The sequence below is a fragment of the Ensifer adhaerens genome (assembly GCF_002940685.1).
GTDB lineage: Bacteria > Pseudomonadota > Alphaproteobacteria > Rhizobiales > Rhizobiaceae > Ensifer > Ensifer adhaerens_E.
Genome location: NZ_PNFP01000006.1, coordinates 271834 through 297075, shown reverse-complemented (window position 1 = coordinate 297075; position 25242 = coordinate 271834). Strand labels below are relative to the sequence as shown.

Sequence of the window (25242 nt, the reverse complement as noted above, 5' to 3'; positions counted from 1 at the left end):
GCACGGCAACCGGTGCCGTGCGATATAACAAGGGCAGGGGCTAACATTGCACCGCGTGGCCGCAGGGCTTCGCGGTGCTTTTTTTATCGCCGCCGGCATTCGTGATCCGGTGACCTGCAAGCCTGGCGGCAAGCGCAGTGATGCTGCGCTTGAGAAAGCCCGGCGGCTTCGGGTCGAAGTCTGCGTCCCAGCGGCGGTTCTTGAGCGCCAGATCCACTATGAACACCATTGCCATCATTTCCATCGTGATGCTCCTTACTGATGGGCATCACCTCTTTTATGCAGCAAAAGCAGTTTTACATACATCGGATATCGCTCTATGTTTTTCACCTATGAAAGACATGGATTGGGATATCTATCGCTGTTTCATGAGCGTGGCGCGCGCCGGCGGGCTCACCGGAGCGGCACAGGCGCTTGGCTCCAGCCCGGCGACCGTCGGCCGCCGGATGCTGGAGATCGAGGAGCGCACGGGCCGCGCACTGTTTCTGCGCAGCCAGACCGGCTACCAGCTCACCGGCGACGGCGAACTTCTGTTCGAGCAGCTTCAGGAAATGGAATCGGCGGCGCGCCGGGTCGAGAGCTGGCGCCAGGAAGGCGAGGGCGCGACCGTCCGCATCACTGTCGGCACCTGGATCGCCTGGCTGCTGGCGGAGAACTTTCCGGCGCTCTGCACCGAAAGGGATGGTTTCAGCCTGGCGATCACTGTCGGCGAAACGCGCGCCAGCCTCGCCTATCGCGAAACCGATATCGGCATCCGCGCCTTCGAGCCGGAGGAAGCCTATCTGGCGGCAAGTCCGGTAGGCGACGTCGCCTATGCCGCCTATCGTCAAAAGAACGCGCCGCCGGGCGCGAGCGCACGATGGGTGGCCGTCGGCGAGGAGGAGGCGATCTCCGCCTATCTGCGCTGGCCGCACGAGCAGTTGAAAGGGGGCTGGGAGGGGCGGATCGTCGCCACGGTCACGCGGCCGCGCTCATTGCTCGATCTCGCGCGCGCAGGCGCCGGCTGTGCGGTGCTTCCCTGTTTCGTCGGCGATCTCGATCCGCAGCTGGAGCGCGCCGGCGAGGAGATCCCGGCGCTCCGGCACCGGCAATGGATCGTGATGAACAATGAAGATCGGCATCGCAGGGAAATACGAACCGTTGTCGATCGCATGACCCGGTTGCTGCGCAGTCACGTGGATATCTTTGCCGGGAAGCGGCCGCGCCGGAGCTGAGGCCAATGGTCCACGATTGAACCTCGCCGCCGGAGAGCGCCGCCGCCTGGGTCTTTCGTGCGTTTGTGGTCAGCGCATCAGTAGCTTGACGAGCGCCGCCTGCGAATTGACCCGGGTCTTGGCGTAGATGCTCTTGAGTTGCGTCCGGGTCGTCTCGTAGCTGACGCCGTTGGCCTGCGACATTTCCTTCAGCGTCAGGCCGGCGGCGACACCGCAGGCAATGCGGATTTCGGCAGGCGTCAGGCCGTAATTGTCCTTCAGATGGTCGTGCCTGAGATCGCTAATCAGCGAGGTCGCCGGCTCGACCAGAACCGCCACGGTGGGCCCGTCGAGAAGCTCGGTAAAGATGCTGGCGCTGCGTCGAACCAATGTAATCCGGAACGCGCCGTGCTCCGCCGTCCTGACGACGCGAAGCTGCGGCTGCGCCGGAGCGCCGACCGGCGAGGCCAGGAGCTCCAGCGCCGCATTGGTTTCCGGTTCGTCCATGAACAGGCGGCCGTTGACGGTGACCCGAAACGGCGCGCCGTTTGCCGCCATCCGCTCGGCGTTGTGGTTCATCGAGCGGAGGCGCAGATTGTCGCCCACATAGATCACGCCGACGCCGATCGTATCGAGCAGGGTTCGGCCCTCATGCTGCTCGGCCATCATCAGGTCGCGTCGTCGCAGGAAGTCGAAGGCGCGCTTCAGGTGGGGCGCCAGAAGCGTGTATTGATCGGCCGCCTGCTGGTTGAGTTCCCCATCCGTCGACGAGGTGCAGGTCGATAGCAGCAAGGTCCGCGTCGGGCTGCGCACGATGGTCACGCCGACGGTGGTCTCGCAGCCGGTCTGGTCCTTCAGCCAGTCATTGTAGAATTCCGATTTGATCAGCTCCGAGCGCGACACGATATGCTCGCCGGAAAGGCCGCGCCCAACCGGCACGAGCACCGATTTCGGTATCCAGGGATTGATCGCCGCGAAGTGACTGTTGAACTGGTCGATGGCATCAGGCGTAAAGCCGGAGACATAGGGCACGCAGGACGCTGGCGCTGTGAGATCGTGGTAGTGGAGCGCGGAGCGCCCACCGGGCATGGTCGTCGTCAGTCGGTCGAGAAAATCCTGCCAGCCGCAATCGCCAAAGGCGGCGCCGTAGATCAGCTCCGTCAGTTCGGCGGTATCTGCAGGTTTCGACGAACGATACATGCGTGCCTTTGCCTAAGACAGGTGTATCTAATATAGCCAGGCATTACGGATTCGATCAACTTGAAATAGTGACGGCAAGCATCCGTTGCGTGCATTGCCTCGCCCGCAACGCAGAATAGCCGGCATGGAGCCGGCCATTCCAATTTTCCCGCTTTGTCATGAGCAACTTTTGGTTGCTGTTGTACTGATGGCTACAGCCATGCGGCGGGGCGGTCGCGTCGGCAGCAGGATCGCCGCAAGCAACATTGCTGCGAGCATCATGGCCGGCCCTGGGTCACGATGACAGGGATCAAGAGGTCGCCCCAGTTGCCTTCGCCGCCGTGGTGGCGGGCCGAACGGACGAGTTCGACCGAAACGCCGGCATCGACGGCCTTCATCACGGACTGGTTGAGGCGGTGCAGGTCGTTGGCGACCATGCGGATCGCCGCCTGCTGGTCCGGGGTCATCGCCGAAGACTGTTCCTCGGCCCGTTCCTTGACGCGTGTCTGGACTGTCATTGGACTTCTCCTTGAGGTTCGAGGCTGGAGGTGCTTGCGGTTTTCCGCCCGCATCCATTTTCATTTACGAAGGGTCGGCAGGAGCGCAGCGGGCAGGGATTGCCACGCTCCCGCCGGGCTTTCACTCTGCGGCCGGGCGGAACTGATCGTGCTCGGTCGATTCCTTCATGGCGGTTGTCGAGGACTGGCCGCCGGTGATCGCCATCGAGACGGCGTCGAAGTAGCCGGTGCCAACTTCGCGCTGGTGCTTGGTGGCGGTGTAGCCGTTGACCTCGGCGGCGAATTCCGCCTCCTGCAGCTCCGAATAGGCGGCCATCTGCCGTGCCTTGTAGCCGCGCGCCAGTTCGAACATGCCGAAGTTCAGCTGGTGGAAGCCGGCAAGCGTGATGAACTGGAACTTGTAGCCCATCGCGCCCAACTCCCGCTGGAACTTGGCGATCGTCGCGTCGTCGAGGTTCTTTTTCCAGTTGAACGACGGCGAGCAATTGTAGGCGAGCAGCTTGCCCGGATGCGCCTTGTGCACGCCCTCGGCGAACTTGCGGGCCTGTTCCAGGTCCGGCTTCGAGGTTTCGCACCAGATGAGGTCGCAGTGCGGCGCATAGGCGATCGCGCGGGCAATGCAGGGCTCGAGCCCGTTCTTCACCTGGTAGAAGCCTTCCACCGTGCGGCCGGCATCGTAGTCGACGAAGGGGCGATCGCGCTCATCGATATCCGACGTCAGTAGCTTGGCGGCTTCCGCATCGGTGCGGGCGATGACAAGCGTCGGCGTGCCCATGACGTCGGCGGCGAGCCGCGCTGCGTTCAGGTTGCGGATATGGGCCGCGGTCGGGATCAGCACCTTGCCGCCGAGATGGCCGCATTTCTTTTCGGACGCGAGCTGGTCTTCATAGTGGACGCCGGCAGCGCCCGCCTCGATGAAGGCCTTCATGATCTCGAAGGCGTTGAGCGGACCGCCGAAGCCGGCCTCGGCATCGGCGACGATCGGCGCGAACCAGGTGTCGACCGAGAGGCCCTTGCCTTCCGACGTCTCGATCTGGTCGGCGCGCTGCAGGGTGCGGTTGATGCGCTTGGCAAGCTCCGGGGCAGCATTGGCCGGATAGAGCGACTGGTCCGGATACATCGCCGAGGCGGTGTTGGCGTCGGCTGCGACCTGCCAACCGGAGAGGTAGATCGCCTGCAGGCCGGCACGCACCATCTGCATGGCCTGATTGCCCGAGAGTGCGCCGAGCGCGTTGACGAAGTCTTCCTCGTGAATGAGTTTCCACAAGCGGTTCGCACCCATCTCGGCCAGCGAATAGCGGATCTCGACCGACCCGCGCAGCCGCTTCACGGTCTCTGCGGTATAGGGGCGTTCGACGCCATCGAACCGGCCTTGCGGCGCGCTGGGAACGAGCTTGTAAAAATCAGTCATTACTTCCTCCTGGCAAAACAAACCACCCATTCGACTTTTGTCGTATGGCATTTTGTGTTTCGAGTTCATGTGACAGTTTTTACATTGCGCTGCAGTATTCTGCTATTGCAAACAACGAAACGGCGCGATCAAAAGGGTTATCTTGTCTTGTCTTTGACAGATGGACGAAGTAAATTTGTAAAAAATGTAAAGCGCCATGTGTTGTGCGGATTGTAAAGGTAGTTACAAATGGTCGAGAACAAGATCTTCGCCGGTCCGCGGGTCAGGCGCATCCGCAATGGCCTGGCGCTGACGCAGACGGCCATGGCCGAGGCGCTCGGCATCTCGCCGTCCTACCTCAATCTGATCGAGCGCAACCAGCGGCCGCTGACGGTCCAGCTGCTTTTGAAACTCGCCTCGGTCTACAAGGTCGATCTCGATGAATTGCAGGGCGAAACCGGTGGCAGCCTCGCCCAGTTGCGCGAGGTGTTCGCCGATCCGCTGCTGTCGGCCGAACTGCCGGGAGAGCAGGAACTGATCGAGGTGGCGGAAGCCGCGCCCAATGCCGCCGGCGGCGTCGTCAAGCTCTATCGCGCCTATCGCGAGCAGGCAGCGCGCCTCAAGGACCTGGCAGACCTCTTGGCAGGGCAGGGGCACATGGAGGCGCTGTCCGGCGCACGGCTGCCGATGGACGAGGTACGCGAGACCTTCGAGGGGCGGCCGAACTACTTTGCCGGCATCGAGGCGGCGGCGGAAATGTTCCACGAGGCCCTGTCTCCGGGCGACGATCTCATCGGTGCGCTCAAGGCCTGGCTGAAGAAGGACCATGGCCTCGTCGTGCGCAGCCTGCCGGTCCATGCCATGCCGAACCTGCGCCGTCGCTTCGACAGGCACTCCATGCGCCTCTTCGTCTCCGAGCGCCTGTCGCCCTACGACCAGTTGCGCGAGATCGCCATGGAGGCCGTGTCGATTGCCTGCCACGAGGCGATCACGGCCGAACTCGCAGCCTTGCGGCTATCGACTGCGGAAGCGCGCCGCATCGCCCGTTTCGAGCTGGCGCGCTATGGTGCGCATGCGCTGATGATGCCCTATGCCGCTTTCCTCGCCGCCGCGCAGCGGGCAAAATACGACATCGACGTCCTGCGCGCCCGTTTCCAGGTCTCCTTCGAACAGGCTGCCAACCGGCTGACCATGCTGCAACGGCCGGGCGCTCAAGGGTTACCGTTCTTCCTGATGGAGATCGACAGTGCCGGCCACCGGCTGCGGCGGGCGGGTGCTTCGGGTTTCCCGCAGGCGAAGTTCGGCGGCGGCTGCCCGAAGCTCAATATCCATGCCGCCTTTTCGGTGCCGGGCCAGGTTCTGGTCGATCGGGTCGAGATGCCCGATGGTGCTGCATTCCTGACGGTGGCGCGCACGCTGGAGGGGCCGCAGGCGGCATTCCACGAGCGCGTCCGGCGCACGGCCCTGCTGCTTGGCTGCGAGGCATCGCTCGCCGACGAGACCATCTATGGTTCCGCGCTGCCGCCTGCAGTCGCGATCGGTGCTGCCTGTCGGCTCTGCGAGCGTCAGGGCTGTCTGGCGCGGGCCGAGCCGCCCGTCACCCGTCCCCTCGGGCTCGATGAAATGGCGACAGGGCTCAGCGTCTTCGATTTTCAGTAGCTGACGGGATGCTGGTTCGGCAGAAGCGGCGCGTTTGCGGCGAAGCATTCCGCCGGCAGCCCGGTGGTATAGCCGCGGGTGATATGCGCCTTGTCGGCATAGGCCTTCTTGCGCATCAGGATCGCGTGCAGTTCGGGCAGATTGTAGAACGGCACGCCGGGATAGAGATGGTGTTCGAGGTGATAGTTGATGTTGTGGGGGGCGAAGAACAGCTTCTCCCAGGCATGCGGATAGACCGTGCGTGAACTCGTCAGCTCGTCGTTATAGTCCATGCTGCCGAAGTGCTCGGCGACGCTGCGTATATAGAGGAACAGGCAGAAGAAGGTGAGGAACGGCACCACCCAGTAGAGCGCCACTTCCCGCCAGATGCCGAGCAGCGTGAAGACCGCCGCGGCGGCGACGTAGAAGCCGAGGCGCAGCAGCTTGTATTGCAGCGTCGACCGGTCGTTCTTTCCCATGCGCCTGGCCATGTGCAGCATGTCGCGCAGCGAATTGACCGCGACGAGGTAACCGAGCAGTTGGGTGACGCCGCGCGTGACCTTCTGCGGGAAGGTGAATTGCGGCATGCCGAGCTTCGCCCTCCAGTCCGGATCCTCGTCGGTATTGGCATGCTGATGGTGGGCGAGATGGTTCTGGCGGTAGCCGTCGACGGTGGCAAGCACCGGCCAGGCAAGCAGCAGGTCACTCATCCAGTCGCTGAGTTTGCGGTTGCGGATGATGCGGTAGTGCGCGGCCTCATGGATCATGCAGCCGAGCGCATGCATGCGTCCGGCGATCAGCACCACGGCAACCAGATAGACGAGGATATTGTCGAAATACTCGCTGACGGCGATGGCCGCCGCGATCGTTGCCCAGTCGAAAGCGATCGCGGCAAGCGCCTTTCGCGGCTCGAGTACCGACAGGCGCTTCAACTGCTTCGGATCGATCCTGCGGCTTTTCCCGCCGACGACCTGCTCATCCATGACGACACCTGGATACTGATACACAACTGCCGGGAAAATCGCATGGCCGTCATGGTTAATCAACCGTGAATGGCGATCTGTCCACGGGCCGAAACACTGCGATCAGCGATGGCGGCCAGTCGGGTTGGTGGGAGGCTGGCGCCCCGCTTGGTGTCATAAGTGCCCGTTTTTCTTCAACTTGTGAAAATCGCGAGGCAGACGCGACGGCGCGTCACATTGGCATGAAAGCGCTTGAGGTTATCGAGAAAGATGCCTAACCTCCGGCCCTGAGCGAAGCGTATTGCACGGAGTTCCGGCACGCCGGACCCGAAATGAAAACCAAGAGGGGAGTTGTATGTCCAAGCTCATCGTCACAACCCTGGCGGCAGCCGTTCTGGCCGGCTCGACCATGCTGGCCTCGGCGCAGGAGCGCGTGGTTAACGTCTACAACTGGTCGGATTATATCGACAGCAGCATTCTGGAAGACTTCACCAAGGAGACCGGCATCAAGGTCGTCTACGACGTCTTCGATTCCAACGAGATCCTGGAGACGAAGCTGCTTGCGGGCGGCTCCGGTTACGACGTGGTGGTGCCGACCGCAACCTTCCTGCAGCGGCAGATCGCTGCGGGCGTGTTCCAGAAGCTCGACAAGTCGAAGCTGCCGAACCTGTCCAACATGTGGGACGTGATCATGGAGCGTACGGCCAAGTACGATCCGGGCAACGACTACGCCATCGACTATATGTGGGGCACGACCGGCATCGGCTACAACGTCGAGAAGATGAAGGCGATCCTCGGCACCGACGAGAAGCCCAGCTGGGACGTGCTGTTCAAGCCGGAGCTGGCGGCGAAGTTCAAGGATTGCGGCATTCACATCCTCGATTCTCCGACCGACGTCATGCCCTCGGCGCTCGCCTATCTCGGCCTCAACCCGGATAGCCATGAGGCGGCCGATCTCGAAAAGGCGGCTGAGCTCCTGGCAAGCGTGCGCCCCTACGTGCGCAAGTTCCATTCGTCGGAATACATCAACGCGCTTGCCAACGGCGACATCTGCCTGGCGCTCGGCTTCTCCGGCGACGTCTTCCAGGCGCGCGACCGCGCGGCCGAAGCCAAGGCCGGCGTGACCGTCGACTACGCGATCCCGTCCCAGGGCGCCCAGATGTGGTTCGACATGTTCGCGATCCCCGCCGATGCGCAGCACGTCGAGGAGGCGCACGCCTTCCTCAACTACATGATGAAGCCCGAGGTCGTCGCCAAGGCCTCGAACTATGTCTTCTACGCCAACGGCAACAAGGCCTCGCAGCAGTTCCTCGACAAGGCCGTCATGGAAGATACCGCCATCTACCCGACGGACGAGGTGATGCAGAAACTGTTCACGGTGACGCCCTTCGAGGCGAAAGAACAGAGGGTGTTGACCCGACTCTGGACAAAGGTCGTAACCGGCCAGTAAGAGCGGAAAACGAATTGCCCGGACCTCAAAATCCGGGCAATTTTCTTAATGGGCGCCGGGGAAAACAAGAGCGCCTGAACGGCTGTATCATTCGGGGATAGATGATGAAGTCTCTCGGCAGTATCCGGCGGTCCTTTGCCCCTTGGGCGGATCCCGCTTCCAAGCCATTCATTTCCGTCAAGAACGTGACCAAGCGGTTCGGCGACTTCACCGCCGTCGACGACCTTTCGCTGGATATCTACACGCGCGAGTTCTTCGCGCTGCTCGGCGCGTCCGGCTGCGGAAAGTCGACGCTGCTGCGCATGCTCGCCGGTTTTGAACAGCCGACCTCAGGCGAGATCATCCTCGACGGCCAGAGCCTGGCGGGCATTCCGCCCTATCGCCGGCCGGTCAACATGATGTTCCAGTCCTACGCGCTCTTCCCGCACATGACGGTCGAGAACAACATCGCCTTCGGCCTGAAGCAGGACGGCATGCCGAAGGCGGATATCGCTGCGCGCGTCCAGCAGATGCTGAAGCTCGTCAAGCTGGAGAAATTCTCCCAGCGAAAGCCCCACCAGCTGTCCGGCGGCCAGCGCCAGCGTGTCGCGCTCGCCCGCTCGCTTGCCAAGCGGCCGAAGGTGCTTTTGCTCGACGAACCGCTCGGCGCGCTCGACAAGAAGCTGCGCGAGGAGACCCAGTTCGAACTGATGGACCTGCAGCAGGAACTCGGCCTCACCTTCGTCGTCGTCACCCACGACCAGGAGGAGGCGATGACGATGGCCGACCGCATCGCGGTCATGAGCCACGGCAAGGTCATCCAGGTCGCGACTCCCGCTGAAATCTACGAAGCTCCGAATTCCCGTTTCGTCGCGGACTTCATCGGCGACGTCAACATCTTCGAAGGCGCGGTTTCCGGAGCAGAAGGCGGCTATGTGCGCCTCGAAGGCACCAACGGCTTCCCGATCCGCATGGCGTCCCCCGAAACGCCTGCGACAGGCGGCAAGTCCGCCGTCGCCGTCCGTCCGGAAAAGATCCGCGTCAGTCGTCAGCCGCCGGCGCACGCCCCTGTCAACGCGGTCCAGGGCGAGATTTGGGACATCGGCTATCTCGGCGACATGACCGTCTTCCACGTGCGCCTGAAGGACGGACGGGTAATCAAGGCGTCGTCGCTGAATGCGGTGCGCGCCGTCGAGGATCCGCTTGGCTACGACCAGGAGGTCTGGGTTTCCTTCGGCGAAGACGCCGGCGTCGTTCTGAAGGATTGAGACCATGGCACGCGTCGCATCCGCTCTCTTCAGCCGCCTTGTCATCATCATCCCCTATGCCTGGCTGCTGTTCTTCTTCCTCATTCCGTTCTTCATCGTCTTCCGCATCTCCTTGTCACAGACGGCGGTGGCGATGCCACCCTATACGCCGGTCTTCGACCTCTTCGGCGGCCTGTCCGGCATTCTTGAAAAGGCGCGGGAATTCTCCTTCGACAACTATGTCTGGCTGACGGAGGACGTCCTCTACTTCAACGCCTATGTGTCGAGCGTCATCATCGCGGGGGTTTCCACGGTGCTCACGCTGCTGATCGCCTATCCGGTCGCCTACGGCATGGCCAAGGCGCCGAAGACCATCCGCCCGACGCTGTTGATGCTGGTGATCCTGCCGTTCTGGACGAGCTTCCTGATCCGCGTCTACGCCTGGATCGCGATCCTGAAACCCGAAGGGCTGCTCAACCAGTTCCTGATGAGCATCAACGTCATCGACCAGCCGCTGATCATTCTCAACACCAATTGGGCGATCTATATCGGCATCGTCTATTCCTATCTGCCCTTCATGGTGCTGCCGATTTACTCGTCGCTGGAGAAGATGGATCACACGCTGACGGAAGCCGCACTCGATCTCGGCTGCACGCCGTTCACCGCCTTCTGGCGCGTGACCTTCCCGCTGTCGCTTGCGGGCGTGGTCGCCGGCTGCCTGCTGGTCTTCATCCCCGCCGTCGGCGAGTTCGTTATCCCCGACCTGCTCGGCGGCTCGGAAACGCTGATGATCGGCAAGACGCTCTGGAACGAGTTCAACGCCAACCGCGACTGGCCGGTCTCCTCGGCGGTGGCGACGATCCTGCTTTTGATCCTGGTGCTGCCGATCGTCTACTTCCAGAACGCCCAGGCGAAAGCCGACGGCGAGGGGAGGTAACCGATGGGCAACTGGTCGCGCTTCAACATCGCCTCGATCGTGCTCGGCTTCGGCTTCCTCTACCTGCCGATCGTGCTCCTCGTGATCTTTTCCTTCAACGAATCAAAACTCGTCACGGTCTGGGCGGGCTTTTCGACCAAATGGTACACGCAGCTCTGGCACAATCAGGCGCTGCTCGATGCTGCCTGGGTGACGATCCGCGTCGCGCTGATCTCGGCGACCTGCGCCACCGTGCTTGGAACGCTCGCCGCACTGGCGCTCGTCCGCTACACGCGCTTCCGCGGCCGGATGCTCTTCTCCGGCATGGTCTATGCGCCGCTGGTCATGCCCGAGGTCATCACCGGCCTGTCGCTGCTTTTGCTCTTCGTCGCCATCGGGCTCGATCGCGGCTTCTGGACGATCACGCTGGCGCACATCACCTTCACCATGTGCTTCGTCGCCGTCGTCGTGCAGTCGCGGCTCTTGAGCTTCGACCAGTCGATCGAGGAAGCGGCCCTCGACCTCGGCGCCACCCCGGTCAGGACCTTCTTTGCGATCACCCTGCCGGTGATCGCCCCGGCAGTGTTTTCCGGCTGGGTTCTCGCCTTCACCCTGTCGCTGGATGACCTGGTGATTTCGAGCTTCACCACCGGGCCTGGCGCCACCACGCTGCCGATGAAGATCTACAGCCAGGTGCGGCTCGGCGTGACGCCGGAAATCAACGCGATCTGCACGATCCTCATCGGTGTCGTCGCCATCGGCGTGGTCGTTGCCTCGATCGTGACGAAGCAGCGCGAGGCGCAGCGCGAGCGGGACGAACGGGCGGCTTTCGCCCAGTCCTGAGCAGCGCGAAGCGATTCTGTCACCTGTATGAAACGAAAGGCCGGTGTCTCTGACGCCGGCCTTTTTCAGTTGGGTTCGCCGAGAACCGACAAAGGCGAGATCACCGCATTCGGCCAGGAGCCGCCGACGAAGAAGCGCAGCCTTTGTCCTGCGTTCAAGGTGTCGATGTAGGTGCCGGCGAGTGCCAGGCTGCCGCTGCGATAGGGAATGACGCCGTTGACTGAAAGATTGCCGGCTTCGCCGGCGAAGATTGCCCGGTTCAGCCGCGCCGACCCTTCGCCGAAACTGGCTTCGATGTCGGCCGTCTGGAAGGCGAAGTTGCCGTCACTCGCCTGTGTCAGCGAAAAGAACTCGCCGGCCCTGACGAGATTCGCGAAGGTGCTCGCGTCGAAGCCGGACAGGTTGCCATTGGCGAGCGAAAGCCGGATGCGGCCGGAAGCCTCGGCTGCCTGTGCAGCCCAGAACGGATGCTCCGTGGTGAGGTCGAAATTGACGTTGCCCCGACCGGTCGGGACAGGCCCGGTGAAGCCAAGGCCGGCGAGGGCGGCGGAGAGGTCGGCATTCTTCAGCACCAGCTCCAGCTTGCCGCCGCCGGCGAGCCCCTTTTCCGAAGCTTCGAGCCGTCCGCTGAGCCGGCCGTTGGCATAGGTGCTGTCGGCCACGTCGATCGACGCGCGCCCGTGATCGATGATGATGCCGGCGGCGAGGTCTTCCAGCCGCAGCGGGCCCACCAGCGCCTCCTGCGCCGACAGTCGCACATCGGCACGCCAGCCGCGCGCGAAAGCGTCGCTCAGTTGCTGCGTGACTTCGTCGGGCACCAGCGGATCGATGAAGGGCTGCAGCCCGTTGAGATCGATGCGGTCGAAGGCGAGCGTACCCTCGAGGCGGCGCGTATTGTCGAGGGACGTCGAGACGTCGAGGATGCCGGTCGCATTGGCGCCGCCGAGCGTCACATGAAGGTCGTCGAGCTTCAGCGATGCCTTGCCGCTCGTGACGTTGGCGCTGAGGTTGAAGCCGCTGTCCGGAAGCGCGCGCGCGCCCTTGCCCTGATACCATGCGGAAAGGGCCTGCAGCGAGGCCGTCGAAACCTGCAGCCGTCCCGCGGCGGCCGGTGCCGACGAGAGATTGCCGTTGCCTTCGAAAGAGAGATTGAGCGCCGCCGAGGTCAGCGATGTCTTGAGCGCCGTATCGCGGCCGGTCAGCAGGCTCAGCGGTTCGTTGCACTCGAGCGTCCAGGCGACCATCTGCCCGCCAAGGCTGCCCGAAAGCCGGGCGCTGAGCTCTTTGGAGTAAGACGGCCAGGCGATGGTTCCGGATATGCCGGAGAATTCCCGGGTCTGGTTGGTGACGAGGTCGATGACCTGCAGGCGGCCGTTTTCCACCGTGACGTCGCCGAACGGCGTGTCCCTGTCGGCGGCTCGTACATCCGGTGTGGCCAACCAGTGCGGCCGTCGCCAGTTGAGCGTACCGTCCGTGCGCCGCTCGAGCGTGACGACGGGTTCGACCAGCCGGACGTCGCGAAGCGCCGGCGTGCCGTCGATCGCCGAAAGCAGGCTGAAGGTGGCGGTGATGCTGCCGATATGCGCGAGCTTGCGGGACGATCCGTCGGCGGTTTCGATCGTCGCCGAGCGCAGGGTGAGCGTCGGCTCCGGCCAGAAGCTGATTTCGGGATTGCCCGCTATCCGGCTCTTGCCGCCGGACCAGGCATCCAGCATGTGCTCCACGGTCGGGCGCACGTCCGTCGTCGAAATCAGCAAGGGCAGCACGGCGTTGTAGCCGGCAGCAAGCCCGACGCCGATTGCGGCGGGCCAGAGGAAATGGCGGCGCCGCAGCCGCGACAACAGGCGTACGTCGCGCATCATATGCAGAAATTTCCGTCTCATGTCCGCCTGGTCGCCGTCGCTTGGGTCACGTGAGCTTGGATAGGCCTTCGGTCCTCAGAAATCAAATGCGACGGACAGGCAACAGACAGGTAAATGTCGTCCACGCGATGACGGGGCCCCTGCCGCTGCTGTTTATCTTGCGATGCAGCATGGTATAGAGGGCATGGAGCAGGAGTGGAGGAAAACATGCAAGCAGAGCAGCCGTTGTGGGTTCCGGGCCCGGAAATCCTTGCGCACAGCCCCATGGCCGAATTCGTCGCCTGGAGCAGTGAACGCTTCGGCAGGACCTTTGCGGATTATGACGCCTTCCACGCCTGGTCGGTCGCCGAGTGCGGCGACTTCTGGACCGGGGTCTGGGAGCATTGCGGTGTCATCGGTGAGCGCGGCGACGCTGCTCTTGTCAACGGCGACCACATGCTCGATGCCCGGTTCTTCCCCGAGGCGAAGCTGAACTTTGCCGAGAATCTTCTCCGTGAAACCGGGGGCGGCGATGCGCTCGTCTTCCGTGGAGAAGACAAGGTCGACAGTCGGCTGTCGTGGGACGAGCTTCGTGCGCTCGTCTCGCGCCTGCAGCAGGCGCTGAAGGCGCGGGGCATCGGTCCCGGGGATCGCGTCGCCGCGATGATGCCGAACATGCCCGAAACCATCGCATTGATGCTGGCGACCGCCTCGATCGGCGCGATCTGGTCGTCCTGCTCTCCCGATTTCGGCGAACAAGGCGTTCTCGACCGTTTCGGCCAGATCACGCCGAAGCTGTTCGTCGCCTGTGACGGCTACTGGTACAACGGCAAGCGCCAGGATGTCGACGCGAAGGTTCGCGCGGTCTCCAAGGCCCTCGCCGTGCCGGCGCTGATCGTTCCCTATGCCGGCGACAGTGCAGCACTCGCAGCCTCGATCGAGGGGGGCGCGACACTTGAAGACTTCATCGCGCCGTTTTCGGCAACGGCGCTGACTTTCGAGCGCCTGCCCTTCAGCCATCCGCTCTACGTGCTGTTTTCATCAGGCACAACAGGCGTTCCCAAATGCATCGTGCATTCGGCCGGCGGCACCCTGCTGCAGCACCTGAAAGAGCATCGTTTCCACTGTGGCCTGCGCCGCGGCGAGAAGCTCTTCTACTTCACCACCTGCGGCTGGATGATGTGGAACTGGCTGGTATCCGGCCTTGCGGTCGGGGCAACCCTCTGCCTCTTCGACGGTTCGCCCTTTCATCCCGACGGCAACGTGCTCTTCGACTATGCCGCGGCCGAGAAGTTCGCCGTGTTCGGCACCTCGGCGAAGTACATCGACGCGGTGCGCAAGGGCGGTTTCGTCCCGGCCAACACGCATGACCTCTCGACCCTCCGTCTGCTGACCTCGACCGGTTCGCCGCTGTCGCCCGAGGGCTTCTCCTTCGTCTACGAAGGCATCAAGGCGGACGTCCAGCTTGCGTCGATCTCGGGCGGTACCGACATCGTCTCCTGCTTCGTGCTTGGCAACCCGTTGAAGCCCGTCTGGCGCGGCGAGATCCAGGGGCCGGGCCTGGGGCTGGCGATCGACGTCTGGAACGACGAGGGGCAGTCCGTGCGTGGCGAGAAGGGCGAGCTTGTCTGCACCAAGGCCTTCCCGTCGATGCCGGTGATGTTCTGGAACGACCCGGAAGGCGCCAAGTATCGCGCTGCCTATTTCGAGCGCTTCGACAATGTCTGGTGCCACGGCGACTTCGCCGAATGGACCGAACATGGCGGCATCATCATTCACGGGCGTTCGGATGCGACATTGAACCCTGGCGGCGTGCGCATCGGCACGGCGGAGATCTACAATCAGGTCGAGCAGATGGAGGAGGTCGCCGAGGCCCTCTGCATCGGGCAGGACTGGGAAGACGACGTGCGCGTGGTTCTCTTTGTTCGTCTTGCGGCCGGTGTTCAGATGACCGACGACCTGGTCAAGGCGATCAAGAACCGGATCCGCACGGGTGCCTCGCCGCGGCACGTGCCGGCGAAGGTGATCGCGGTTGCCGACATCCCCCGCACGAAGTCCGGCAAGATCGTCGAGCTTGCGGTTCGCGACGTGGTGCATGGCCGTCCGGTCAAGAACAAGGAGGCGCTCGCCAACCCCGAGGCGCTTGATCTTTACGCCGGACTGGATGCCCTTAAAAATTGAGGGTGCGTTAACGGGTTCGCGTGATTGGAATTAACCAAGGCTTCAGACTTGCTGAAAAATCCCTAAAATTGCGGATGTGGCGAGTAAGGTTCTGTTAAGGTTTGGGGGCGCATGGTCATGCCAACTTGAGGCTGATCGATGTTGGATCGGCGTTCGGCAGAGCTGCCGTCGCCGGCATGACTTGGTTCCTTCTCGAGCGATTGTTGGTTTAGCATTCAACTATCGAGGTGGCCTCCCAGCCACCTCTTTTTTATGCCTGCGGCCCGCAGAGGCTCAGGATCGGCGCTCGAGCGATCGGGAAACGAGGATGACCGGGATCATGCCGGCGACGACGATGATCATCGCCGCGACCGAAGCGTCTTCGACCTTTGCCCGAGACGCGTCCTCGTAGACGAGCGTCGCCAGCGTGTTGAAGTTGAAGGGCCTCAGCATGATCGTTGCCGAAAGTTCCTTCATGGTTTCGATGAAGACGAGCAAGGCGGCGGTGAGCACGGCGGGACGCATCATCGGCAGGAGCACGGTGCGCAAGGTCTGCCCGCCGGTGCGGCCAAGCGCGCGCGACGCCATGTCGAGATGCGGCGAAAGCTTCTGGAACCCGGCCTCGAGCGTGCCCTCGGCCATGGTGAGGAAGCGCACGCTGCAGGCATAGATGATCGCAAAACCGGTTCCGGTCATCATCAGGCCGGTGGAGATGCCGAACGTATCGCGCATGCCGGCGTCGATCAGGTTGTCGAGTGCGGCAAGCGGGAAGAGCACGCCGATGGCGAGCACCGTGCCGGGCACGCCGTAGCCGAACGAGGCGAGCCGCCCGGCGATGTCGCTCACCCGCGAGTGCCCGGTGCGGGCAGCATAGGCGAGCACGAAACCGAGCAGAACCGTAACCGTCGCGGCTGCGCCCGAAACCAGCATGCTGTGGAAGAGGGCGCTCAGCAGCCGCGGCTCGATGAACTGGTCGATCCGCTTGAGTGCGAAGTTGCCGAGGATGACGAAGGGAACGGCGAAGCCGGAGAATACGGGCAGCAGGCAGGCGAGCATGGCGGCCCACTTCTTCCAGCCGGTCAGCACAAGCCGTGCGGCGTCATGGACGGCGGATGTCGTTTTCTGGCTGGAGAAGCGCTGGCGCCGCCGCGCGGCGCGCTCGATCATCATCAGGCCGATGACGAATACCAGCATGATGCAGGCGATCTGTGCCGCCCCGGCGAGGCTGCCGCGGTTCAGCCACGTGTCGAAGATCGAGAAGGTGAGCGTCTGCACACCGAGGAATTCGACCGCGCCGATATCGTTCAGCGTCTCCATCGCCACCAGCGTCAGGCCGATCATGATGGCCGGACGCGCCATCGGGATCTGGATACGGAAGAACACCTTCAGCGGCCCGGCGCCGAGCGTGCGGGCGACATCGGCGGCCGCGCGACCCTGCATCAGGAACATCGATCGGCAGGCGAGATAGATGTAGGGATAGAGAACCGAACTCAGCACCAGCACGGCGCCGCCGAGCGAGCGGATATCCGGAAACCAGTAGTCGCGGCTCGTCTTGAAGCCGAAGATGGCACGGATCAGCCCCTGCACCGGCCCGGTAAAGGTGAAGAGCTCGCCGAACGCATAGGCTGCGAGATAGGCGGGGATCGCAAGCGGCAGAACCAGAGCGGCCGACAGCAAGCGCCGCAGCGGGAACTCACAGCTCGCGACCAGCCACGCAGTCAGGATGCCGACGAAGGCGGTCGCGGCACCCGTCAGCGAGATCAGGAGCAGCGTTCGCCCGGTGGCGCGGGGAATGACGTTTTCCATGAGATGCGGCCAGTTGCCGCCGCCGCCCGAGATCGCCAGCCAGGCAATCGCAATGATCGGCATCAGCACGATGGCCGATGTCAATCCGGCCCAGGTCGCCAGCAGGGGATGGGAAAGACCGGTTCCCGCACGCGCATAGCGGCGCTTGATGCTCTGAGATGTGGACTGCAATCGATCGATTCCGCGGCATGACGGCAGGAAATGGCCGATGGCGTCCAGCAAACTGGCCGCCACAAGTCAACATTTCCTTATAACATCCGGCCTCAGTTCGCCAAGACGCGTTGTGACGGGAAGGAGATTTCCACCAGCGTTCCCTCGTTCGGTGCCGAGGTGATCGAGAACTGGGCGCGGTTCGCCTCCGCCATTGCCTTGGTCAGCGGCAGGCCGAGGCCGGTGCCGTCGCCGCGCTTGCGTGCGCCTGATGTCACCTGCCGGAAGGGCTTCATCGCCTGTTCCAGTTCGCCGCGGGTCATGCCGACGCCGGTGTCGCGGATCCGCAGCATGACGCTGCCGTTCGCCTCGTAGGAGGTCGACACGACGATCTGGCCGCCAGACGGCGTGAAGCGGATGGCGTTCGCCAGAATATTGAGTGCGATCTGCTTGATCGAGCGGCCGTCGGCAACGACGTTGGGCACGGCGGCCGACAGCGAGGTGCGGATGATGACGCGCTGGCTGTTGGCCTGCGGCTGCACCAGCGACACGGCCTCAGACACCGCCTCGTTGATCTCGACGGCGCCGAAATCGAGTTCCATCTCGCCGGCCTCGATCTTCGAGATGTCGAGCAGATCGTTGACGATGTCGAGCACATGCCGGCCCGAACGGCCGATGTCGCCGGCATATTCGATGTAGCGTGGGTGGCCGACCGGCCCGAAATGCTCGCTCGCCATCATGTCGGAAAAGCCGATGATGGCGTTGAGCGGCGTGCGGATTTCGTGGCTGACGCGGGCGAGGAATTCGGTCTTGTGGGCGTTTGCCGTCTCCGCCGCGCGCTTGGCGTTGCGAAGCTCCTCTTCCGTGCGCTTCCACTGGGTGATGTCGCGGATCACGGCGCAAAAGCCGTTGGAGGCCGAAAGCCGGCCGATGGTCATGAACAGCGGAATGAAGCCGCCGCTCGCCTCGCGGCCGATCACTTCGCGTCCGTCGTTGAGCACGCTCGCGACGCCGTGGCCGGAAAGCCCGTGCAGATAGTCGATGACAGCCTTCTGGCTTTCATGCGCGAAGAGCGCGGCGAAGGGTTTGCCGCGGATCTCGCCCTCGTCATAATTGAAGAGCGCGCTTGCCGAACGGTTCATGGAGCGGATGTCGCCGTCGTGCCCGAGAATGACGACGCCGTCGGTCGCTGTCTCCAGGATGGATTTGAGCTCGTCGATTTCCGTCTTCAGGCCGTCGACGTCGTCACCGGTGAGTGCCTCGTCGAGCCTGGTCGATGGCATGTTCGCGGCCGACGGCGTCAACGCCAGCATCAGCGCGCTCCGGCCGTCCCAGCGGATCGTGTGCAGGCGCGCGGTGACCGGTCGCATCTGGCCGTCCTTGCGGATCAGCGTCATCGTGCCGTCCGGTTCCTGGTCGGTCGCCTCTTCGCCGTTGGCAAAGAGCGCATCGATGCCACCTTCCCGGACAAAGTCATCGAGGTCGCCATAGCCGGTCAGCCGTAGGAATTCCGGATTGGCATGCAGCAGTTCATCACCGCGATGGACGAGCATGCCGATCGGCAGGCTGTCGAGGATCTCGCCGCTCAAGCCGATATCGGCCGCTTGCGGCTGGAGATCTTCGTTCGCCTGCTCGTCTTTCGCTGCGCTGCCGTCGGTCTCTGCGCTCGTATCTGCCGCGGCGGCCTGTTCTTCGGTCGCCGGCGTCGAGGAGGAGACCGCGTCATGAGCGCCCACCAGGAAGGGCGTGTTCGCATCGCCTGCCGCGTCGCCTTCCTCTGCCGGTGCGGCTTCCGCTGCAGGCTTGCCGAAGTGCTCGCCCAGTTGCCGCGCAATCTCGCGGAACGCCGCCTGTTCGCCACGCGTCAGCGCGGCTGCCGCGCGGTGTTTCTCAAGCTCGACGACCTTGTCGGAGCCAGGGTTCTCAGTGATGTCGACGACCTGCAGCGCAGGGTGCTCCCCCTGAGAGGGATAGTCGGACGTTGCGTCCTGTTCGCCCGCAGCGACGTCGTCGTCGCCTTGGCCCGCGTGCTCGGTGCCGAAAAGAAGCGGCTGGTCCTCGGGCGCGTTGCGATCCGGCGTCGTTGCGGCAGGCTCGGCTTCGGTGTCGGCAGGCCGCTGTTCGAGGGCCTGCTCTTGGTGAGCGGGCAGCGCCTCGATCTCGGGGCCGGTGGAAGAAGCGTGCGTGCCGACTTCCGATGGCGCCGCCTCGGCCTCTCCTTGCGCCTCGGCAACGTCCTCCGCCGGTATGGCGCCGAATGCCAGGCCGTTGGCGTGCTCGTCTTCGATGGCATCGGCAAGGCGGACGATGCCGAAGCCGCGGAAGCCGTCGAACTCGCGGGAGCGCGAGTAGGTGGGCAGGGCGGCCAGATCGACCGGAACCTTGAGGCTTGTGCCTTGAACGGGCCAGAAAATCGTCTTGCCCGACCAGGTGTCGCGGCGCTGCAGCAGCGCGCCGATCTTCTGGTCGGGATCGAGGCCGTAGCGTGTCGCCACTTCGGTAAAGGTGGTGCCGATCACATCGGCGGCACGCGGGCCGACGGCGGTGGCGAATTCTTCGGAGATTTCGCTGAAGCGGCCCTCGGCGTCGATCTTCCAGACGAAGCGGACCGCACGGCCGCCGGGCACGAACGCAAAGTCGGACTGTTCCGCCTGATCCGCGCCGGCGCCGGTCGCCTCGATCGTTTCCTCGTTGTGGGTGGCGTCTTCTGCCGTGGCGGGGGCTGCGGACGTCGGCGCGTGGGCGTTGTCTTCGAGTGTCTCGTCCGCAAGCGCCTGCTTGTCGTCGTCCTGTGCCGGCTCCACGGCCTGCGCCGACGCTTTGATATCCGCATCGCCAACCGCGTCCGGGATATGCGCAGCGGCAACGACCTCCGGTTCCGTCGGCAAGGTGGCCTGATCCGCGGCTAAGCCGGTGTCTGCGTTGTCAACGTCGCCATCGTCCTGCGGCGCGGCATCCGCTTCCGGTGGCTCCGCCTGTTCGAATGTTTCGGCAGGTGCCGCAGCGTCGATCAACGCTTCGGCCGGTTCGACCATGTCCGGTGCGCCGGCGAGTGGTGCCTCCGTGTCCGGCTGCGGATCCTCGGCCGGTGGCAATATCGGCAATGCCTGCGCAGCCGGCGCTTCTTCCTCGTCCGGATCGAGCGTGCCGAGAATGGTCTCGACAGCAAACAGCAGGTGCAAGGACGGGTCGTCGGCGATCTTGCCGACCGCGGCCGGCAGATGTCCCTTCCGGGTGGCGACCGGGCGCTTGATCAGCCAGTCATGGTCTCGGCCGACTGCATCGACGAGCTGCTTGCGCGTCTCGTCCGACATGCCGAGATCGACGAAACCCGGGGAGTGGGCGATGATGCCGCCGCTCCCGTTAAGAACGGCCATGTGCGTGTCCGGTCCGTCGAGACCGGCGATCATGCGCGCGGCGCGATCCTCGAGCGACAGCGGCGCGCCCGAATGCGGCGCGGCGAAAAGTATCGCGTCCTCGTCCGGGCGCACGCGGATCATTTCCACGCTCACGGTGAGCGGCGTGCCGCGGAAGCCCGAAAACTTCCGGATCGAAAGCTGGCGCCGATCGCCGGCGCGCGTAAGCTGCGCTGCCACGGCCTTCAGCTGACGCAGCGAGAGGTCGCCCTGGTTCGGCCCCGCATCGATGAAATCGTAGATCGACCCGGCGCCGAAAAAGGCTGCCCCCTGGTCGTTGGCCCAGAGAATGCGTGCAAAATCCCGCGAAAACAGGATCGCCGCGTCACCGCGGGCAAAATGCTCCCGCACCCGCGCATGCACGGCGATATCGATGAAGGGATACTGTCTCGCGGGCATTGAAGGGGCCTATTGACGGATCGCTTGCGGGTTAACACTCTATTAATACCCGGCGGACCCGCGAGGGTCCAGCGAGGGCCGGAGCTTCGCCACGGCTTTCAGCGCGAAAGGTTAATGCTCCCGAATTTGTGCACTGCACAATTTTATTGCAATGCACAAGCAAGTGGTTTATATAATGCGCATCAACCAACGGCGCCTCTGAAGAGGGCCAGACACCAAGGAGCGCTTTCATGGCTACCAAGAAGACCGACGACGTATTTTCCCTTTCCTCTTTCGACCCGGCGAAGTTCACCGACAGCTTCCGCGACTTCGCGGAAAAGGGTGCCGTCCAGTCGAAGGAAGCCTATGCCAAGATGAAGACCGCTGCCGAAGAGGCAACGAAGACCGTTGAAGCAACGCTCGAAAGCGCCCAGACCGGCACCGTCGAACTCGGTCTCAAGGCCATCGACGCGCTGCGCACCAATGCTGAAAACTCGCTTTCGCACATGGAAGCGCTGCTCGGCGTCAAGTCGCTGTCGGAATTCGTCGAACTGCAGACGAGCTTCGTCCGCAAGCAGGCCGAACTCGCCGTCGAGCAGGCGAAGTCGATGCAGGAAGCCACCAAGAAGGTTGCCGAAAACGTCGCAAAGCCGGGCAAGGATGCTGCCGAAAAGGCGATGTCGTCCTTCAAGAAGGTCTAAGTCAGCCGACTGCGCCGGCTGAACGATGGCGACGGACTGCGGTCGCCTTATTCTGCCAGCTGCGCCGAAATCCAAGAATCCGGATGGCTTGCCATCCGGATTTTTTGCAGGATAATCTCAAGTTTAGGCTTGCAAAGCGGCGGAAGTCTCCGTATGTGAGCCGCCAAGCGACTGATGTCGCTTTATGTGCGGTTGTAGCTCAGTTGGTTAGAGCGCAGGTTTGTGGCACCTGAGGTCGTAGGTTCGATTCCCACCAACCGTACCATTTCTTCCCTATAGATCCGACGCCAAGCCTAGTACGGTGCCTCGCATCGTCAGAACAGCTTTGCCATGGCTCTGAGCGCCACCAAATCCTGTACGCCATTTTGATAAAGTTCGATCAGCCGCGCAGCGAGCGCCGATGCCTCGGGCGACTGGCGCGACAGCTCTCGCTCTCTGAGCGCTTCGGTGAAGACGTCCTCGATCTTCGTGAGTTCACCCGGCAGGATCGGCCGGCCCGGGACAGACAGAAGCATCCTTCCGCACTCCTCCGCTAACAGGAGCGTGAGCCGATTGCGGCTGGCATGGCCGGAGCCATCAGGGCGAGACTCGCAAGCAGCTCTCCTCCCGTGAAGGCAACGTTGCGGCACCTCGTCCGGTTCCTGTCTCGGCGATACCCAATTCGGGCTAGTGTCGGGCAGCCGCCCGGTCCCGGTTCGAATGGACATAGGCCGCATCCGCCGGTAAAATTCCACAGCGGGTTCAAGTAGGGCGTTGCTCCCCATGGCCAAGGAATCCATCACACGGCGGCTTGCCGCCATTCTGGCTGCCGATGTTGTCGGCTACAGCCGGCTGATGGAGCGTGACGAGAAGACCACCTATACGCAGCTCATGTCACGCTGGAGCGAGGTGCTGGAACCGCTCGTCGAAGCCCACCAGGGCCGGGTGTTCAAGCGGACGGGCGATGGCGTGCTGGTCGAGTTTTCGAGCGCCGTCAACGCGGTCGAATGTGCCGCGGCGCTGCAGAAGGCGATGGTCTTGGCCAATGCGGACGTGCCGCCAGGTCAGCAGATCGTGCTGCGCGTCGGCATCAACATGGGCGACATCATGGTTGCCGACAGCGATCTCTATGGTGACGGCGTCAACGTGGCGGCGCGCATAGAAGCGCTCGCCAGACCCGGCGGCGTCGCGATTTCCGATGGCGTGCATGAATATGTGCAGGGCCGTACCGATCTCAACTTCATCGACAGCGGCCACCACGAGGTCAAGAACATCGAACGCCCGGTGCACATCTGGAGCTGGTCGCCGGACGAGTATGCCGACGCGCCGGCGAAGGTCGTTGCCGAGGCCCCGCCGCAGCTGCCTGCCCGGCCGTCGATCGCCGTGCTGCCGTTCGACAACCTGTCCGGCGACCCGGAGCAGGGATATTTTGCCGACGGCATTACCGAGGACATCATCACCGATCTCTCCAAGGTTTCCGGTCTCTTCGTCATCGCCCGCAACTCCTCCTTTGCCTACAAGGGCAAATCACCGGACATCCGCCAGGTCAGCCGTGATCTCGGCGTCCGCTATGTGCTGGAGGGCAGCGTTCGCCGCGCCGCCAATCGCATCCGCATCAACGCCCAGATGATCGACGGCACGACCGGGGGGCATCTCTGGGCCGAGCGCTACGACCGCGGCATCGAGGATATCTTCGAGGTGCAGGACGAGGTGACCCGCACCATCGTGACGGCGCTCAAGGTGAAGCTGACGGCCGGCGAAACGGAGCGGCGCGAGGGCCGCGGCAAGGTCGATCCGGAGGCCTATGACCTCTTGGTGCGGTCGCGCCAGGCGATCCTGCGGTTCGACGCGGTATCGTCGGCGGAGGCGCGCAGCATGCTCGAACGCGCCATCGCCATCGATCCCGGGCTGGCGGCGGCCTATGCCTCGCTCTCCATCGTTTCTCTGACCGACTACATCAACCGGTGGAACGGCGGAACGTTCGACAATGTTTCGCGCGCACTCGAGCTCGCCGAAAAGGCGGTCGCCACCGACGAGAACGAGGCCCATGGCCACCACGCCCTTTCGCTCGCGCTTTGCTGGGGGCGGCGTTATGACGAGGCGGAACGTGCCGCCCAGCACATGCTCCGGCTCGATCCCAATTCTGCTGGCGGTCATACCGCGCTCGGCTCGATCCGCGACTTCCAGAGCCGGTTCGAGGAAGCGCTGCCCTATTACACACGCGCCCACAGGCTCGATCCGCAATTCGATCTCTCGCTGCATTTCCTGGGGCGGACCCTGCTTAATCTCGGGCGCTACGACGAGGCGGAAATCGCCTTCAGGCGTCGGCTGGCGCTGGCCCCACGCTCGGACATGACGCGGTTTTATCTCGCCTGCCTTTACGGCCGCACCGGCCGCGCCGAAGAAGCGCGCCGTTACTGGCACGAGGTCTTCGAGGTCAATCCGAGCTTCTCCATCGATCATTTCAAGCGGGCGATGCCCTACAAGGACCCGGCAGTGCTTGGCCGCCTGATCGACGGCCTGCGCGACGCCGGGATCTCACTTTAGCCACGGTCCGCTAGCCCCACGGCCCTCCCATCCAGTGCGCCATCTCAGATCAAATGAAGATCTGGTGCTCCGCCGTCACCAGTTCCTGCAGGAAGGCGACGACGGTGCGCACGCGCACGAGATCGCGCGCGCTTTCATGATAGGTGGTCCAGTAGGCGCGGCGGATGGTCGTCTCCGGCAGGATGCGCTTGAGTTCGGGCGCGTGGCGGGCAATGTAGTTGTGCAGGATGCCGATGCCGGCGCTGGAGCGCACCGCCTCCGTCTGGCCGGTGGCGCTCGAGATCTCGAAGGACGCATCCCAGCTGCGCATGATCTCGGCGGAGAAGTTCAAGGACGGCGTGAAGATCAGGTCCTCGACATAGCCGATGCGGCGATGTTCCCTCAGATCGTCGATCGTGCGCGGCGTGCCATGCCTTTCGAGATAGTCGGCCGAGGCATAGAGGCCGAGCGTGTAGTCGGTGAGTTTTGAAGACACGAGGCGACCCTGTTCCGGTCGCTCGATGGTGATCGCGATATCGGCCTCCCGCTGCGACAGCGAAAAGGAACGCGGCACGGGCACCAGCTGCAGCTTCAGTTCCGGGTAGCGCGCGGTCAGCCGCCCGAGGCGGGGCGCGAGGAAGGAGACGCCGAAGCCGTCGGGGGCGCCGATGCGCACCGTTCCGGCGATCGCCGTGTCGATCCGGCCGATCTGCGATTGCGCCGCCAGCATCTCCGTTTCCATGCGTTCGGCCGCTGCCAGAAAGATCTCGCCCTCGGCCGTCAGCTCGCAGCCGTTCGGCCGGCGCACGAGCAGCCGCGTCTTCAGGGTTTCTTCGAGCGCCGTCACGCGGCGGCTCAACGTCGCGTGGTTGACCCCCAGCCGCTTCGACGCCGCAAGGATCTGCCCGGTGCGCGCGACCGCGAGAAACATTCTGACATCGTCCCAGTTCATCGTTTCAACCTCGGTCCG

Annotated in this window: 19 protein-coding genes and 1 tRNA gene; 10 read left to right on the top strand and 10 right to left on the bottom strand. The window is 63.6% G+C overall.

Features of this window, described 5'->3' with window-relative positions:
• Positions 1 to 40: 40 nt before the first annotated feature.
• Complete coding sequence (locus C1A35_RS14315) at positions 41 to 244, bottom strand: hypothetical protein (RefSeq protein ID WP_104664959.1); 204 nt, start codon at positions 242 to 244, stop codon at positions 41 to 43.
• Between the two features lie 88 nt (positions 245 to 332).
• Between C1A35_RS14315 and C1A35_RS14310 the strand changes: the two genes are divergently transcribed.
• The gene (locus tag C1A35_RS14310) at positions 333 to 1214 is read left to right on the top strand and encodes a LysR family transcriptional regulator (protein WP_104664958.1); all 882 of its coding nucleotides are present in this window, start codon (positions 333 to 335) and stop codon (positions 1212 to 1214) included.
• 69 nt (positions 1215 to 1283) lie between these two features.
• Here C1A35_RS14310 and C1A35_RS14305 read toward each other — a convergent pair whose 3' ends face one another.
• The 3 genes from C1A35_RS14305 to aceA form a co-directional block, all read right to left on the bottom strand.
• On the bottom strand, positions 1284 to 2393 hold the full coding sequence (locus tag C1A35_RS14305; protein WP_104664957.1) for a helix-turn-helix transcriptional regulator: 1110 nt from the start codon (positions 2391 to 2393) through the stop codon (positions 1284 to 1286).
• Between the two features lie 257 nt (positions 2394 to 2650).
• Positions 2651 to 2890 (bottom strand): SMc00767 family acetate metabolism repressor, encoded by a 240-nt coding sequence (locus tag C1A35_RS14300; RefSeq protein WP_034800815.1) that lies wholly within the window; start codon positions 2888 to 2890, stop codon positions 2651 to 2653.
• A gap of 121 nt (positions 2891 to 3011) precedes the next feature.
• Complete coding sequence (aceA, locus tag C1A35_RS14295; protein ID WP_104664956.1) at positions 3012 to 4301, bottom strand: isocitrate lyase; 1290 nt, start codon at positions 4299 to 4301, stop codon at positions 3012 to 3014.
• 228 nt (positions 4302 to 4529) lie between these two features.
• Between aceA and C1A35_RS14290 the strand changes: the two genes are divergently transcribed.
• Entirely contained in the window at positions 4530 to 5939 is a 1410-nt protein-coding gene (locus C1A35_RS14290) for a helix-turn-helix domain-containing protein (RefSeq protein WP_104664955.1), read from the top strand.
• Here the strand turns inward: C1A35_RS14290 and C1A35_RS14285 are convergent.
• Entirely contained in the window at positions 5933 to 6901 is a 969-nt protein-coding gene (locus C1A35_RS14285; protein WP_104664954.1) for a fatty acid desaturase family protein, read from the bottom strand. The genes C1A35_RS14290 and C1A35_RS14285 overlap by 7 nt on opposite strands.
• A gap of 334 nt (positions 6902 to 7235) precedes the next feature.
• On the opposite strand from C1A35_RS14285, the gene C1A35_RS14280 reads away from it, so the two are divergent.
• The 4 genes from C1A35_RS14280 to C1A35_RS14265 all read left to right on the top strand — a co-directional run bounded on the left by C1A35_RS14280 (position 7236) and on the right by C1A35_RS14265 (position 11315).
• Positions 7236 to 8330 (top strand): polyamine ABC transporter substrate-binding protein, encoded by a 1095-nt coding sequence (locus C1A35_RS14280; protein ID WP_104664953.1) that lies wholly within the window; start codon positions 7236 to 7238, stop codon positions 8328 to 8330.
• 104 nt (positions 8331 to 8434) lie between these two features.
• The gene (locus C1A35_RS14275; RefSeq protein ID WP_199772938.1) at positions 8435 to 9577 is read left to right on the top strand and encodes an ABC transporter ATP-binding protein; all 1143 of its coding nucleotides are present in this window, start codon (positions 8435 to 8437) and stop codon (positions 9575 to 9577) included.
• A 4-nt stretch (positions 9578 to 9581) separates the two neighbouring features.
• Positions 9582 to 10493, top strand: a complete 912-nt coding sequence (locus tag C1A35_RS14270) for an ABC transporter permease subunit (RefSeq protein WP_104664951.1) — start codon at positions 9582 to 9584, stop codon at positions 10491 to 10493.
• 3 nt (positions 10494 to 10496) lie between these two features.
• The gene (locus tag C1A35_RS14265; protein WP_077962306.1) at positions 10497 to 11315 is read left to right on the top strand and encodes an ABC transporter permease subunit; all 819 of its coding nucleotides are present in this window, start codon (positions 10497 to 10499) and stop codon (positions 11313 to 11315) included.
• Between the two features lie 65 nt (positions 11316 to 11380).
• Here C1A35_RS14265 and C1A35_RS14260 read toward each other — a convergent pair whose 3' ends face one another.
• Positions 11381 to 13198, bottom strand: coding sequence for an AsmA family protein (locus C1A35_RS14260; RefSeq protein WP_104664950.1), 1818 nt, complete (start codon positions 13196 to 13198; stop codon positions 11381 to 11383).
• Between the two features lie 186 nt (positions 13199 to 13384).
• Between C1A35_RS14260 and C1A35_RS14255 the strand changes: the two genes are divergently transcribed.
• Positions 13385 to 15337 carry an acetoacetate--CoA ligase gene (locus C1A35_RS14255; RefSeq protein ID WP_104664949.1) on the top strand — a complete coding sequence of 651 codons (1953 nt, stop codon included), beginning with the start codon at positions 13385 to 13387 and terminating at the stop codon, positions 15335 to 15337.
• A 273-nt stretch (positions 15338 to 15610) separates the two neighbouring features.
• Here C1A35_RS14255 and C1A35_RS14250 read toward each other — a convergent pair whose 3' ends face one another.
• Both C1A35_RS14250 and C1A35_RS14245 read right to left on the bottom strand, forming a co-directional pair.
• Positions 15611 to 17293 carry an ABC transporter permease gene (locus C1A35_RS14250; RefSeq protein ID WP_104665071.1) on the bottom strand — a complete coding sequence of 561 codons (1683 nt, stop codon included), beginning with the start codon at positions 17291 to 17293 and terminating at the stop codon, positions 15611 to 15613.
• Positions 17294 to 17385: 92 nt separating this feature from the next.
• Positions 17386 to 21087, bottom strand: coding sequence for a PAS domain S-box protein (locus tag C1A35_RS14245; protein WP_104664948.1), 3702 nt, complete (start codon positions 21085 to 21087; stop codon positions 17386 to 17388).
• 230 nt (positions 21088 to 21317) lie between these two features.
• Here C1A35_RS14245 and C1A35_RS14240 point away from each other — a divergent pair, with 230 nt between their 5' ends.
• Positions 21318 to 21767, top strand: a complete 450-nt coding sequence (locus C1A35_RS14240) for a phasin (RefSeq protein ID WP_104664947.1) — start codon at positions 21318 to 21320, stop codon at positions 21765 to 21767.
• Positions 21768 to 21955: 188 nt separating this feature from the next.
• Positions 21956 to 22032, top strand: a tRNA-His gene (locus C1A35_RS14235).
• A 49-nt stretch (positions 22033 to 22081) separates the two neighbouring features.
• Here the strand turns inward: C1A35_RS14235 and C1A35_RS14230 are convergent.
• Positions 22082 to 22282, bottom strand: coding sequence for a hypothetical protein (locus C1A35_RS14230; protein WP_104664946.1), 201 nt, complete (start codon positions 22280 to 22282; stop codon positions 22082 to 22084).
• A gap of 247 nt (positions 22283 to 22529) precedes the next feature.
• Here C1A35_RS14230 and C1A35_RS14225 point away from each other — a divergent pair, with 247 nt between their 5' ends.
• Positions 22530 to 24293: an adenylate/guanylate cyclase domain-containing protein gene (locus C1A35_RS14225; RefSeq protein WP_104664945.1), complete on the top strand. Its 1764-nt coding sequence runs from the start codon at positions 22530 to 22532 to the stop codon at positions 24291 to 24293.
• 49 nt (positions 24294 to 24342) lie between these two features.
• On the opposite strand, the gene C1A35_RS14220 is transcribed toward C1A35_RS14225, so the two are convergent.
• A complete protein-coding gene (locus tag C1A35_RS14220) occupies positions 24343 to 25224 on the bottom strand; it encodes a LysR family transcriptional regulator (protein WP_104664944.1) in 882 nt (293 codons plus the stop codon).
• Positions 25225 to 25242: the final 18 nt, after the last annotated feature.